The organism is Polaribacter sp. HL-MS24, assembly GCF_032758595.1.
Classification (GTDB): domain Bacteria; phylum Bacteroidota; class Bacteroidia; order Flavobacteriales; family Flavobacteriaceae; genus Polaribacter.
The window spans coordinates 863907-879406 of sequence record NZ_CP136415.1; the positions used below are offsets into that span (position 1 = coordinate 863907).

Here is a 15500-nt window from a genome sequence, read left to right on the forward strand (position 1 = left end):
TAAGAACTGATGATTTTAGAAATGAAAGTTCCTTCTCCAGGGGAATCAATTACAGAAGTTGAAATTGCAGCTTGGTTAGTTGAAGATGGAGATTATGTTGAAAAAGATCAACCCATTGCAGAAGTAGATTCTGACAAAGCGACCTTAGAGTTACCTGCTGAAGAAAGTGGAATTATCACTTTAAAAGCTGAAGAGGGAGATGCAGTTGCTGTCGGTGAAGTCGTTTGTTTGATCGATACCAGCGCAGCCAAACCAACCGGTGATGCTCCTATAGTAACAGAAACACCAGTTGCAATTGAAAAAATAGTAGAACCAGAAGCGCCAAAAACAGTAAGCTATGCTACAGGAACTGCTTCGCCTGCGGCAAAGAAAGTATTGGCCGAAAAGGGCATCGATACAAGCGATGTTAAAGGGACTGGGAAAGATGGAAGAATTACCAAAGAGGATGCGATAAAAGCAGTTCCTTCTATGGGAACTCAACCCGCAAATGGATCTCGTAGCACCGAACGCAAAAAAATGTCAATGCTACGTAGAAAAGTAGCAGAACGCTTGGTTGCCGTAAAAAGTGAAACTGCGATGTTAACAACCTTTAACGAGGTAAACATGCAGCCAATTTTTGATTTACGCACCCAATACAAAGAAACCTTTAAAGCAAAACACGGTGTTGGATTGGGCTTTATGTCTTTCTTTACCTTAGCTGTGGTAAGAGCCTTAAAAATGTATCCTGATGTCAATTCAATGATAGATGGAGACTTTCAGGTAAAACACGATTTTCAAGATATTTCAATTGCAGTTTCTGGGCCTAAAGGTCTAATGGTTCCTGTAATTAGAAATGCGGAAGACCTTTCTTTTAGAGGAGTGGAATCAGAAGTAAAACGTTTGGCCATCCGTGCAAGAGACGGTCAAATTACCATTGATGAGATGACCGGTGGAACCTTTACCATTACCAATGGAGGAGTTTTTGGATCGATGTTATCGACACCAATTGTCAATCCACCTCAAAGTGGAATCTTAGGAATGCACAATATTGTAAACAGACCAATGGCAGTAAATGGTGAAGTTGTAATTCAACCGATAATGTATGTGGCTCTGTCATACGATCACAGAATTATTGACGGTAGAGAATCTGTTGGATTCTTAGTTGCGGTGAAAGAAGCCCTTGAAAACCCTGTTGAATTGTTAATGGACAACAATCCTACAAAAGCATTGGAAATGTAAACTTGCTTCAAACGGAACGTGAGGAAGTTTGAAAATATCCCCATTAAAAATCCTGAGTAAAATACTCAGGATTTTTTTCGTTAAAATAGGGAAACCAACCTAAAATCGTACTCCAAAATCGTTTTCAAAACCACTATCTTTGCTTAACTAAATCATAAAATGGCTCCAACTTTACTGTCCTCCCCTTTGCAAGGTTTTACCGATTTCAGATTCCGAAATGCATTTCATCACTATTTTGGCGGTATCGATACCTTTTATGCACCCTATATCCGCTTGAACGGGAAGTTGAAAATAAAGCAATCCTATCAAAACGATTTGTTGCCCGAAAACAATGCGAGCTTAGAAGTAATTCCGCAAGTAATTACCAACGATGCCGAAGAGTTTTTATTTGTTGCCAAATATGTACAAAGTTTGGGCTATAAAGAGTTGAATTGGAATTTAGGCTGCCCCTATCCGATGGTCACCAAATCAGGAATGGGATCTGGATTGATTTGCAATCCGTCAAGAATTGACGAAATCTTACACAGAGCACATAATGAAACCGACATCTTAGTTTCAATGAAAATGCGAATGGGTTATGAAAATGCAGAAGAAATATTAGACGCATTTCCGATTTTAGATGCATATCCTCTCAAGAACATTGCCATTCATGCTCGAATTGGAAAGCAACTGTACAAAGGTCCTGTCAACTTAGAAGCCTTTGATCGTTGCATGAAGAGCACCCAGCACAAACTGTATTACAATGGTGACATCACCTCTGTAAAGGCTTTTAATAATATTCAAGAGCGCTTTCCAAGTATCGATCATTTTATGATAGGTCGTGGCTTAATCGCAGATCCCTTTTTACCGAGCTTGATCAAAAATAATTCAACCACCTATCCCAAAAATAGGTGGGAAATTTTTGCTGAATTTCATGATACGATCTACAAAGAATATGATGACTATTTATCGGGACCAACTCCAATAAAAATGAAAATGTTAGGCTTTTGGGAATACTTTTCACAATCCTTTTCAAATCCACAAAAAACCTACAAAACCATTAAAAAAGCAGGGAATCCAGCAAAATATCAACAAGCAGTCGCTTCAATTTTTAAAAAAGCACAGTCCACATAAAAAGTACAAACAGGAAATTAAGTTCTCCTTTTTTATCATTTAAAACAACATCTTGAAAGACCTTTTACTCATAACTCCTCCTTTTACCCAATTAAATACACCTTATCCAGCAATTGCCTATTTAAAAGGTTTTTTAAACACAAAAGAGATCTCTGCATTTCAAATTGATTTGGGCATTGAAGTAATTCAGGCACTATTCAAGAAGAAAACCTTTGAAACACTTTTTGAAATTGCATTTAATAATGACAGTATTGTTTCAGAAAATTCACAGCGAATTTATGCGCTAAAAGAGGCCTATTTACAAACATTGGATGATGTCATTCTCTTTTTACAAGGCAAAAACCACACTTTAGCGAGACAAATTTGTACGCACAATTTTTTACCAAGAGCTTCTCGTTTTGAACAGTTAGACGATTTAGAATGGGCTTTTGGCGAAATGGGAATGCAGGACAAAGCGAAACATCTTTCTACCTTATATCTTGAAGATTTATCTGATTTTATTGTGGAATGTATCGATGAGAATTTTGGTTTCAGTCGCTATGCAGAACGCCTAGGAAGAAGTGCAAATCGTTTTGATGAGTTGTATCTCAGCTTGCAACAAGAGCAAAGTTTTATCGATGATATCACGCTTCAAATTCTTGAAGATGCTTTAAAAAAAACAGCCCCAAAGTTGGTATGTTTTTCTGTCCCATTTCCAGGAATTTATACAGCGCCTTTCGCTGTGCTCAATATATTAAAGCAAACTACCCCAAACTAAAAATAGCGATGGGTGGTGGATTCCCTAATACAGAGTTACGTTCTATTTCGGATATTCGTGTATTTGAGTTTTTCGATTTCATAACCCTCGACGACGGGGAACTACCTATAGAACTCTTACACGCAAAAGTTCAAAACCCAGATTCAACAGAATTTAAAAGAACCTTTCTTTTAGAAAATGGGAAAATCTCTTATAAAAATACAACCACAAAACCAGACTACAAACAAGCAGAAGTTGGCACACCAGACTACAGCAATTTAACATTGGATGCCTATATTTCTGTGATCGAGATCGCCAATCCGATGCACAGTTTGTGGAGTGATGGCCGCTGGAACAAACTAACTATGGCTCATGGCTGTTATTGGGGAAAATGCACCTTTTGCGATATCTCTTTAGATTATATTAAACTTTATGAACCCGTAGCTGCTGCACTTATTGTAGACAGGATGGAAGAAATGATTTTACAAACTAAAGAAAATGGATTTCATTTCGTCGATGAAGCTGCACCTCCTGCCCTAATGAAAGCCTTGGCTTTGGAAATTCTAAAAAGAAAGTTAACCGTTACATGGTGGACGAATATTCGTTTCGAAAAAAACTTTACCAAAGATCTTTGTTTGCTCCTAAAAGCATCGGGATGTATTGCCGTTTCTGGAGGTTTGGAAGTCGCTTCAGATCGTTTATTGAAATTGATAGACAAAGGAGTTACGGTTTCACAAGTAGCACAGGTTACTCGCAATTTTACAGAAGCAAATATCATGGTGCATTCGTATTTAATGTACGGATATCCTTCACAAACTATTCAAGAAACGATAGATAGTTTGGAAATGGTAAGACAACTTTTTGAACTTGGCATCATTCAATCTGGATTTTGGCATCAATTTGCCCTCACTGCACATAGTCCAGTGGGTTTAAACCCTTCTGAATATGGCATTACACCTACTTACAAAGACATTACATTTGCGAATAATGATGTTGATTTTATTGATCACACAGGAATTAATCATCAGCTATTTAGTGAAGGATTAAAAAAATCTCTCTTCAACTATATGCACAATGTTGGTTTTGATATGGACTTACAAGAATGGTTTGATTTTACAATTCCACAAAGTACAATCACCCCCTTTTATATTGAAGACTGCCTGACCGAAAACAGTCAGCTAAGCCTAAAACCAACAGCTAAAATTGTCTGGCTAGGTGGGTCTCCTCTGGTTCGCGAATTTTCAAAAAATAAAAAAGGTTTTCAAAACACGTTTCTTCAAATGACCTTTCACGACAAAACGGAAACAATTCAAATCAAAGTAGACAAAGACAAAGGGGAATGGTTTTTAAAAATCCTAGAGGAATTAAAACCTTCACAAAAAAAATTACCCACTTTTTTAGAATTAAAAAACGATTTTGAAATTCATTTTGAAGATTTTGAATTGTTCTGGTTTTCAAAACCAATACAAACACTCAATGATTTTGGTTTGTTGGCTGTCTAATTGTTCTCGAAAAAAACAAAATACATTCAAATTTTAGGAACCAATTTTTTATCTTGCTAAAAAAAAGCACAAATGCCAAAGAATCCTGAATTAGAGCTTGCCCTACAATTTATTGATAAAACAGATCGAAATCTATTTATCACTGGAAAAGCAGGTACAGGAAAAACTACTTTTTTACACCAAATTAAAAAAGAATCCCTAAAAAGAATGGTCATCGTAGCACCTACAGGTGTCGCAGCAATCAATGCAAAAGGAGTAACCATTCATTCTTTTTTTCAGATGCCTTTTGGTCCGATTCTACCCAATCAGATTGCAAATACGTCCAACGAACAGCGTAAATTTTCAAAAACAAAAATTGACATTATCAAATCCTTAGATTTAATCATTATTGACGAAATCAGTATGGTTCGAGCAGATTTGCTGGATGGAATTGACCAAGTGATGCGCCGTTACAAAAACCGAAATAAAGTGTTTGGAGGTGCTCAAGTGTTAATGATTGGGGACCTACAACAATTGGCTCCCGTAGTAAGGCCCAATGAATGGAGCTTACTGCAACAGCACTACAATACGGTTTATTTTTTCAGTTCAAAAGCCTATCAAGAAGCCAATGTAGTGTCTATTGAATTGAAGCACATTTATCGACAAAAGAATGAAGATTTTATCACAATCTTAAATGAGATTCGAAATGATAATTTGTCCGAGAAATCAACACAAATTTTAAATAAACGTTTCAACCCTAATTTTTCACCAAGCAAAGATGAAGGTTATATCACCTTGACCACTCATAATAGAAGAGCCGATTTAATCAACGATTCTGAGCTGAACAAACTCAACAATAAAAGCACTTATTATCAAGCAGAAATTTCAGGAAAATTCAATGAGAATGCATTCCCAAATTCAGAAAAACTAGAACTTAAAATCGGTGCTCAGGTCATGTTTATTAAAAATGATTCTTCTCCAGAGAAAAGATATTACAACGGAAAAATCGGAATTATTACCGATATATCAAGAGAGTCAGTTACGGTACAATGTGCCAATGAAATTGATGAAATTGTTACTGAAAAAGAAGTATGGGACAATATCAATTATTCCATCAATGAAGAAACCAAAGAGATCAAAGAAGATCTTATTGGTTCTTTCAAACAGATTCCTCTGCGATTGGCTTGGGCAATTACAATACATAAAAGTCAGGGATTGACCTTCGAGAGAGCGGTGATCGATGCCGAAGCTTCCTTTGCACACGGGCAAACCTATGTGGCTTTGAGTCGATGCACTTCCCTAGAAGGATTGGTTTTAAAAACCCCTATCACTAGTAGCGCAATCATCAATGATCAAACGGTGAGTCTGTTCAATCAAGAGGTAGAAGAAAATACCCCAAATGAAGAAATTTTAATAGCTTCTGAAAAAGAATTTCAATTGAATCTCATTTCAGAATTGTTGGATTATCAATCATTCTTATACCCTATCACTCGTTTAATTGATATTTTCTATAAAAATCAAACCAGTATCAAAGGGGAAGTTATTGAGCATCTACACACGATAAAAGATGAAGGGATTGTTGCTTTGATGAAGGTTTCCGCTGGATTTAAACATCAATTGGTAAATCTTTCAGAAGATGCTGTTCTCCCAGAAAATAGCAGCACCGTACAAGAGCGGTTTTCAAAGGCTATTTCATATTTTTTGACACAAACCCGAAACAATATTCAGAAACCACTGGATGCAATAGCGATTGCTACTGATAATAAAGCAGTCAAAAAAGATTTTAGCAAACAATATGACTCCTTACAAGAAAAGTTAAAAGAGAAACTATTTTCACTTGAAAAAATGTCGGACGGTTTCAACGTTCAGAACTTTTTGCAAATTCGCGCCAAAGCAGTTTTGCAAAAAAGTGAGCCTACTAAAAAGAAGACAATAGCCTCCAAGCGAGATCCGATTTTAACAATCAAATTACGAGAACTAAGAGATGAAATCTCAAAAAATCATCAGATTCCGCATTTTCAAATTTTCACTCAAGAAACCTTATATGCCTTATGTGATGCGTTGCCAAGAAATGAAAAAGAGCTTTTAAAAATTCCTGGAATGGGGAAAATTCGAGTCACTAAATATGGTTCAGAAATCTTAGAAGTAATTGAACAATACTGTCTAGAAAACAGGATTGATCAATTCAACCAACAGAAAAAAGAATATAAGAAACCAACCAAACAGGTTACTTTTGAATTGTTCCGATCTGGGCTCTCTATAAAAGAAATTGCCAAAGAGCGAAGCCTTACGACTGGGACTATCGAAAGTCATTTAGCAAGTTATATTCCATCTGGTGATGTAGATGTTTTAGAATTGATTCCTGTAAAAAAGTATAAAGAGCTTCTGAAAGCGATTGAAGAAACAGACTTTAAAAACCTCACCGAACTCAAAGAAAAAGTATCAAAAAAATTTACTTTTATGGAGTTACGAATGGTTTTGTTATCTATGGAAAATTAAGTTTCCATCTCTAAATCCCCCCTATTCTGTCTTCCAAAAACTGAATACCAAACATGAGGTACTCTTCACTTTATTCTTTTACAAGAAACTCAATTCAATTTTATTTTTTAATTTTAGTACATCAACCATAAAAATAGGCTTTATGAAATTAGGTGTATTCACGATGAGTTTAACAGTAAAAGATCTTCTGAAATCGAGAGATTTTTATGAAAAACTTGGGTTTTCTGTTTTTGCAGGTCAACCAGAAAAAAACTACCTCATCTTAAAAAATGGCAATTCTCTAGTTGGATTGTTTCAAGGGATGTTTGAGAAAAACATCCTAACCTTTTCTCCTGGATGGGATGAGAACGCTCAAAAGCTGGAAGACTTTGAGGATGTAAGAGTTCTTCAAAAGCGTTTGCTAAAAGAAGGTATTGAACTAGAATCTACCGTAAACGAAAGAACTTCAGGACCCGGACGCTTTATGCTTATTGACCCAGACGGTAATCCAATTTTAATTGACCAACACGTTTAAAATTAGGCACAAAAAAACCGAGCATAGCTCGGTTTTTTTTATACTTTAAAATAAATTTATTTTACTTCTTTAGTACTTAAATGAAACTCTTCATAAGTTTGTAACAAACTCATCAAAGCAGATATTAAATCTTTTGTTTCTAATAAAATACTAAAGTATAGCGAAGTATTTTTAGGACTTGTTTCATCCGTTCTAATTCTTTCAACTTGCTTTTCTATAGACTTCGAAACATCATTGAATAAGGCTTGTTTTTCAACTAAAACTGCATCTAAATGATCAAAAGTTCTGTTGTGAAATACTTCACTCACTTTGTTCAGTAAAGAAGTTAATTCATTATCAATTTCTTTTAAATCTTTTAATTGTGGTTTCTTTAAATTCTTATGATTATTATTTACGTGCTTATAACTAGCTCTAGAGATGTAACTAATAGATTGCGCTATATCTTGTAAATATCCTAAAACCATAATATAGAATCTACTTGCAGGTACCGAAGTTTCATCTAAGGATTTGATAAAATAGAACACACCGTCTTTTAATCCATCAATCTCATCATTCAATTTCCCAACATGCTTGTCAGTCTTTCGCAATTTATTCAAATCATGACTGGCCAAATCGTCAACAACATTTGTATACAATTTATTCACACGAGCTGCAACTTCAGAAATATGATCAGAACTCTCTTCAATCACACCATTGATGGTAATTAAATCAGCTCTTTCTATATATTCTTGTTTTTTAACTTCTTTCGATTTCTTTCTATGAATCAAGGTATTTCTTCCAATTAAAAGGGCAACAAAAGCTAGAAGAATAGGAATCATCACCATATCCCAGCTAATTAAATAGGCAACTAATGCAGCGGCTAAAAATGCTGTGATTGCTGTTAAAAACCATCCTCCAATAACATTGATAACTCCCGCAACTCGATACACTGCACTTTCTCTTCCCCAAGCTCTATCGGCCAAAGAGGTACCCATGGCAACCATAAAAGTTACGTAAGTAGTAGACAATGGTAATTTCATTGAAGTTGCAATAGAGATTAAAATACCCGCAACAATTAAATTTACAGCTGCCCTCACCAAATCAAAGGCAGGCAATTCATAGGTTTTATCTTTTGGCAATGCAATGACTGGTTTTTGAAACTTTGCATCTACAAAAGCTAGTGTTTTTTGTGGAATCACATAACTAATTCCCTTATTGATGGTCATAGCTGCCCGAACGACTACTCTAGACAAAGGGTTCGGTTGAAATTTTTCATGCCCTTCTCCTTGCCTCGATAAATCGATTCCTGTTTTAATTACATTTTGTGCTTTGCTTGAGGTCCACAATGTAACTACCATAATTCCTCCTGAAAACAATAACAACCAGATATTAGAAGGCACTTTTTTGGCTAGTACTCCCATGGAGAATGCGTCTGCCCCAATACCTGAAAGTTCCCATGCTTGGTATGAATTCCATGCTGCAATAGGTACTCCCACAAAATTAACCAAATCATTTCCAGAGAAAGCCATCGCTAAAGAGAACGTTCCTACTCCAATAATTAGTTTTAAAACATTTACTTTAAAAAACTGAATTAATAGTTGAGAGATCAATGACCAAACCACAAAACTTCCAGCAATTATCGTGAAGGTATTTCCTTCAATTAAAAATTTAACATCTTTATAAAAAGGAGTTCCTTTTAATCCTTTAATAATGATAAAGTAGGTAATTGCAGTAATTGCAAAACCACCAAATAGGGCGTTGATGTAAGAGGCTCTTTTTTCAAAATTAAAAGAGTAAATCAGTCTCGATGCAAATTGTACAATCGCTCCAACAGAAAAGGCTACTACAACCGAGAGTAGAATCCCAAAAATTATTTTTGTTGCGGTTTCATGGTTGATATAAGTCCAAAGATCTACAAAAGATTTTGTTCCATCAGGGCCATAAATTTTAATCAAAGAAATACAAACAGCAGCTCCTAACAATTCAAATACAATTGAAACTGTAGTAGATGTTGGCATACCTAACGAATTAAAAATATCCAACAAAAGAATATCGGTAATCATGACCGCCATAAAAATAAACATGATATCCTGAAACATAAACATGTTTGGATTGAAAATTCCTTTTCGAGCAACCTCCATCATACCACTAGAAGTGATGGCTCCGAAGAACACTCCTAAACTGGCAATGATCATTATATTTCTTACTGAAATTGCTTTTGAACCTATCGCTGAATTTAAAAAATTGACAGCATCATTACTCACTCCTACTACTAAGTCTACTATAGCTAAAACAGCCAAAGCAACTAACATTAAAATATATGGATCTCCCATTGGTTTATTTAAATTAAGATGTACAAATTTATAGTCTTTAAAAACTATCTATGTTACGTTAATGTTATCTTTTAAAAATGAATATCTACTTGTACTCGGTATAATAATTGATTGGTTTTAAACCCGATATCGGTATAACTTACATCGGTTTGCACTTTCAATTTGTGTCCAACTATATATTTAGAAAGCCCTATCGTGTATTGATTATCAGAACCTTTTCCAGTAACACTCTTGTCCCATTCAATATTGGTGTATCTTCCTGATAGCTCTACGGTTTTAGATAATAAATATCCTGTTTGTAAGTTCACACTACTTCCGACTTCTACCTTTGCTCCGGTAAGTGTACCATCTTCATTTTTTGCAAAGGGGTCAGCTGCATCTCTGTTGGCATATTCACCCATAAATGAAAAACCTTTGTACTTGTACATTGTGTCTATAAAAAATGTAGAAATATTGGTAGTATAGAAGCCTCCTGTATCATTTGCCATATAAGACCCTTGATTACTTCTAGTTTTTACCGCATCGTTATTAAAATCATATACAAACCCTAAAGAAAATTTTGGTTTTTCCTCAAACTTTAAATCACTTCCTCTATAATCTCCTTTGCTTGCAAAATTTCCGAATGGTAAAAACTCTACTCTAGCGGTATATTGATGACCTCCCAGATTTCCAGTAGTAACGTTTCGTCCTTCACCTTGAGAAATGGCAACGGCTTCTTTTACAATAAAACTATCCGATAGCTTAAAGTGGTGTCTTAACTGTACCCCCATATCACGATCAATATTAAATTTACTATTTAATAAAGAACGATCTACTTGTTGTAAATCTCCTGAAGAAATAACACGTTCTCTGTTTCAGGAAGTTTTGTTTGTCCTAACCATAAAACCAAGTTCCCGGAGAAATTCCATTTTACAACAGCGTCCAAAATATATTTTGGAGCATTATTGGTAAATGAAGAGGCTTTTCCAATATCTCTATTAGATAATCCCAATTCTAATTTGTAGGTCAATTTTGGTGAATAGGCAAATCCACTAAATTTTAAACGAGATCTTCTTACCAGAGCAGAAGATGTTGGGTTCGATAAACCATTGTCTGCATCCCATTGAGAAGTCGACAGAAATTGCATTCTTGCACTAATATTCATTGAAAAAGTATTGTCTTTTCCAACCAGGTTAAACAATCCTTTTCCAAATTTTGGTGCGTTTGTTTCTTGTGCATTGATCCCCAAAGAAACAATCATACACAAAATCATAGGTAATGATTTGTAATTCATAAGTATTAGTTTTTGTCGCTGCAAATAACCAATAATCATGTTAACTCAATGTTAATGAATCATTATTAAAAAGAAAAAACTGCCTTGATCAAAGGCAGTTCGTCAAATAAAATAGTTGACAAAAACTAAAAATTATGTTGACAATAATTCTTTAAAGAACATTACAAATATGATACTTCATTGTCAACGTATAGTTTCCTGAAAATTAAAAAAATGTTAACTGTCTTTATGGATTTAACCTTTCGGTAAAGGTTCTATAACACAAGCATAATTTTCAACACCCTAAAAATTTACATTGTTGTTAGAATTTTGCAAATATAATTTAACATGAATATGAAAAAAATTTTAATTGTTGTTGCATTGTTTATATCCCTCATTGGAAATGCACAAAGTAAAGGAACCGTAACGGGTGTTTTAACAGATAAGGAATATAACAATGACCCTTTGCCTTTTGCAAATGTACTGATAAAGGGAACCACATTAGGAACTACTACCGATTTTGATGGGATCTACACCTTATCGTTAGAACCATGAAATCATACTATTATTTTTAGCTTTTTAGGATACAAAACTATAGAGAAGTCGATAATCCTTACTGCTAATGAAACGGTGACCATAGACCAACTAATGTCTGCAGAAGAAGGAGTTGCTCTAGAAGAAATCACTATAAAGTCTACTGTCAATAAAGAAAAAGTAGCTGCATTGATTTTGGAACAGAAAAAAGCCGTTTCGATACAAACAACCATTGGAGCTCAAGAATTGTCTCAGAAAGGAGTTTCCAATGCTGCTGCTGCTGTTACAAAAACTGCAGGAGTCTCAAAAGGCGCTAAAAACGTAATCGTAAGAGGACTTGGAGATCGTTACAATTCTACCACACTTAATGGATTGCCTTTGCCTTCTGAAGATCCAGAATACAAAAATATATCACTAGACTTTTTTGATACCAACATCATCAAAAATATTGGAGTCAACAAAGTTTTTTCAAGCGCAAATGCTGGAGATGTTGGAGGAGCCAATATCAATATTGTATCGAAAGAACTCAACAAACTAAAAGAAGCAAGTATTCGTTTGGGGTCTGGCATCAATTCACAAACAGTTTCCAAAGAATTTTTAACCATTGATGGAGCCAATAAATTTGGAACTCAAAAATTGACCCATTCAATTACAGATTTTTCAGTATATAATTTTAAAAACTCTTTCCAACCAAATCGTCAAAACTTACAAATAAATAAGAGTGCTTCGTTTAAATATGGCAAAAAATTTGTGGTGGGAACCAACAACACATTCAGTGTGTTCCTAGTAGGAAATTCTTCTGGAAATTATCAATATCAAGAGGGAAACATCAAACAAAATACCAACGGTGGTTCCGTTTTTAGAGACTAGGAATTTTCAAAATATTCCTACACTGTTTCTCAACTATTGATGGGGAATCTAAAATTTAAATCTGAATTTTATTCACTAGAATTCAATCATTTATTTATTCACAACAACAAACAGTCTATTGGTGATTATTTAGGAACCGATGATCCACAACAAGGAGGAGATCTTTCGTTTCTAAGAAGACAACAAACCAATAATAATGAGCTGTATGTAAATCAGCTTATTGGAAATTATTCAATTTCAGACCGTTTACAATTCGAAGCGAAAGGAGCTTTCAATAGTATCAGAGGAAATGAACCTGACAGAAGATCTAACGAATACTTAATTCGAAATGGAGAAACGAGGCCCAATACAAATTCTGATGGAACCAATGAACGCTACTTTTCTAAACTACAAGAAAATGACTATGCAGCCAAAGGAAAAATAAGCTACAAGTTAAATGCAGATGAAGAAAATATAAGCAGTATCGATTTTGGGTTAGATTATAGATACACAGAACGTTTATTTTCAGCTAGCATCTTTAACCACCGATTTACTGGAAAGGGGCCGCTCATTTCTGTAGACAACCCTGATGCTATTTTCAATCAAAATGGAATAGATACAGGTATATTTTCATTAACCTCTTTGAATGTAAAAGCATCTGACCCTAATAAAATTGTACCGTTTACCTATAGAGGAAAACGTTTGGTAAGTGGCGCATTTACGAATCTTGTCTATGAAGCCAGTAACCGATTCGTTCTTTCTGGTGGAATCAAATTTGAAAAATCGATACAACGAGTTACCTATGCAACCAACATTGGAAATAGCGCTCTTGATGGTCCATCTAACATTAATAGATCATATGTTTTACCGAGCTTCAACATGAAATACAGTATCACTGAAGATCATATTTTACGATTGGCGGCCAGTCAAACTTATACCTATCCACAATTTAAAGAAACGGCTCCATTCAAATATCAGGAGATCAATTTTGCAAGTCAAGGTAATCCAGACTTAAAGCCTTCAGATAATTATAATTTGGATCTGAAATACGAATACTACTTGTCTTCGAATGAATTAATCACGCTAACTGGGTTTTACAAACACATCTTAAACCCAATTTCAAGAAGTGAAATATCAAGTGCAGGGAACACATTGACCTACTTGAATGTAGGTGCAGATGCATCTATTTTAGGAATAGAAGTAGCTGCTAGAAAAAATATTTTAAAAAGCGAAGTCCTTTCCGATAACGAATATTCTTTAAATGCTGGTTTCAATGCATCCTACTTAAATTCTAAAGTAAACTTAGACAGTAGTTCTATCGCTCAGTTTCAACAAGCTAGTTCACAGCTAGAAGGTGCTACTCCCTTTTTAATGAATGCAGATCTATCTTTCAATAAAAAATATGAAAATAATGAATTTACAGGAACTGTTGTTTTTAACTATTCTAGCGACCGCGTCTATTCTATTGGAACAAGAGGATTTGAAAATATTTTCGAAAAAGGAATTCCAACATTAGATATTGTATCGTCTTATACCCTTCACAAAAAATACCGTTTGAACATCAAAGCTACAAACTTACTAAATCCTTCGTTTCAGTTAAGTAGAGCCAGTACGACTGAAAATTCTGTGGTGTTAAGTAATTATAAAAAAGGGGTAAATCTAAGTGTGGGTATTTCTTACGAATTCTAAGGAAAATCCAATTTTAATAACAATTCTTTAAAAAAAAGAAATCATAAAGAAACATTCTCATTGCAAATTTGCAGTACACATATAAACAAATTAAAAAAAACAAAAAATGAAAAAATTAGTACTTTCAGTATTCGCAACAACAGCCATTTTATGCGCAAGCTGTTCATTAGACAACGATGATCAAAACACTGGTGGAAACACCAACAATGAAGTGACTGCTCAAAATTTAGCAGGAAACTTGACCACAGACTTACGACTTAGCTCTGGAATTGCACACAATTTAATTGGTGCCCTTTTAGTAAAAGACGGAGCTACTTTAACTATTGATGCAGGAACAAGAATCAATGCATTGGCAGGAGGAACCGATGTCTATATTATGGTAGAAAAAGGAGGGAAAATCATTGCTGATGGAACTATAGACAGCCCAATCATATTTACTTCAAATGCAACCAATCCACAACCAGGAGATTGGGGAGGAATTATTTTAAACGGGAAAGCGCCTTTAAGTAGACAAAGTGGATCTGAAAGCAACTCGGCCTCAGAAGTGAATACCTCGATTTTATATGGTGGAAACATTGCAGATGATACTTCGGGTATTTTAGATTATGTGAAAATTGAATACTCGGGAGCCAGAATTGATGACGAAGCAGAACACAATGGACTTACACTTAATGGTGTAGGATCTGGTACGGTGATTTCTAATATTGCAATTTTGAATGGTGATGATGATGCTATTGAATTCTTTGGAGGAACTGTAAATGCAACAAACATTTTAGTGATCAATGCAAAAGATGATATGTTCGATTTTACACAAGGCTATACAGGAACTTGCACCAACTTATATGGTGTTCGAGAAAATGGTTTTACAGCAGTAACTTCCGATCCTAGAGGAATTGAAGCAGACGGGAATTTAGATGGAAATACACCAACAGACAGTAATCAATCTGTATTTACCATCGATAAAGTAACCATTATTAACAATGCAGCAAATGTAGATCTATCTGACGGAATAAAAATAAGACGTGGGGCTACTGCTACAATTACCAATGCATTTATTCGTTTAGGAGCGGATGCAACCTTTGCAGATGTAGTAGACTTAAAAGACAGTAAAGGAGATGCAACGGATACTACATCTATTTTAGGAGTTGCCGATACAGCGAATGGACTTGACATTGCTGATGTTAAAAACACAACCTCTGGAAATGCAACTATCACCTTATCTGCTGGAACAACAGGAGGTGCAGATACTAGTGTTTTTGCTTGGACTGGATACAGCTTCTAAATAAAAGTGATCAACTATTCA

General features: G+C 34.9%; 9 protein-coding genes and 2 pseudogenes. 9 read left to right on the forward strand and 2 right to left on the reverse strand.

What is annotated here, in order from left to right:
* The first annotated feature begins 9 nt into the window (after positions 1-9).
* The 5 genes and pseudogenes from odhB (at position 10) to RRF69_RS04080 (ending at position 7561) form a co-directional block, all read left to right on the forward strand.
* Positions 10-1218 carry a 2-oxoglutarate dehydrogenase complex dihydrolipoyllysine-residue succinyltransferase gene (gene odhB / locus RRF69_RS04060; RefSeq protein WP_316940678.1) on the forward strand — a complete coding sequence of 403 codons (1209 nt, stop codon included), beginning with the start codon at positions 10-12 and terminating at the stop codon, positions 1216-1218.
* Positions 1219-1377: 159 nt separating this feature from the next.
* Complete coding sequence (locus RRF69_RS04065; RefSeq protein ID WP_316940679.1) at positions 1378-2331, forward strand: tRNA-dihydrouridine synthase family protein; 954 nt, start codon at positions 1378-1380, stop codon at positions 2329-2331.
* A 52-nt stretch (positions 2332-2383) separates the two neighbouring features.
* A pseudogene (locus RRF69_RS04070) lies at positions 2384-4569 on the forward strand (B12-binding domain-containing radical SAM protein).
* A gap of 72 nt (positions 4570-4641) precedes the next feature.
* Positions 4642-7047 carry a helix-turn-helix domain-containing protein gene (locus RRF69_RS04075; protein ID WP_316940680.1) on the forward strand — a complete coding sequence of 802 codons (2406 nt, stop codon included), beginning with the start codon at positions 4642-4644 and terminating at the stop codon, positions 7045-7047.
* 142 nt (positions 7048-7189) lie between these two features.
* On the forward strand, positions 7190-7561 hold the full coding sequence (locus RRF69_RS04080; RefSeq protein WP_316940681.1) for a VOC family protein: 372 nt from the start codon (positions 7190-7192) through the stop codon (positions 7559-7561).
* Between the two features lie 56 nt (positions 7562-7617).
* Here RRF69_RS04080 and RRF69_RS04085 read toward each other — a convergent pair whose 3' ends face one another.
* Positions 7618-9873 carry an inorganic phosphate transporter gene (locus RRF69_RS04085; protein ID WP_316940682.1) on the reverse strand — a complete coding sequence of 752 codons (2256 nt, stop codon included), beginning with the start codon at positions 9871-9873 and terminating at the stop codon, positions 7618-7620.
* Between the two features lie 71 nt (positions 9874-9944).
* Positions 9945-11146, reverse strand: a pseudogene (locus tag RRF69_RS11755) (porin).
* A gap of 333 nt (positions 11147-11479) precedes the next feature.
* On the opposite strand from RRF69_RS11755, the gene RRF69_RS04100 reads away from it, so the two are divergent.
* From RRF69_RS04100 to RRF69_RS04115, 4 genes are all read left to right on the forward strand, one after another.
* Complete coding sequence (locus RRF69_RS04100) at positions 11480-11680, forward strand: carboxypeptidase-like regulatory domain-containing protein (protein ID WP_316940685.1); 201 nt, start codon at positions 11480-11482, stop codon at positions 11678-11680.
* 75 nt (positions 11681-11755) lie between these two features.
* A complete protein-coding gene (locus RRF69_RS04105; RefSeq protein ID WP_316940686.1) occupies positions 11756-12529 on the forward strand; it encodes a Plug domain-containing protein in 774 nt (257 codons plus the stop codon).
* 39 nt (positions 12530-12568) lie between these two features.
* On the forward strand, positions 12569-14197 hold the full coding sequence (locus tag RRF69_RS04110) for a TonB-dependent receptor domain-containing protein (protein WP_316940687.1): 1629 nt from the start codon (positions 12569-12571) through the stop codon (positions 14195-14197).
* 106 nt (positions 14198-14303) lie between these two features.
* Complete coding sequence (locus RRF69_RS04115; protein WP_316940688.1) at positions 14304-15479, forward strand: hypothetical protein; 1176 nt, start codon at positions 14304-14306, stop codon at positions 15477-15479.
* Positions 15480-15500 lie beyond the last annotated feature (21 nt).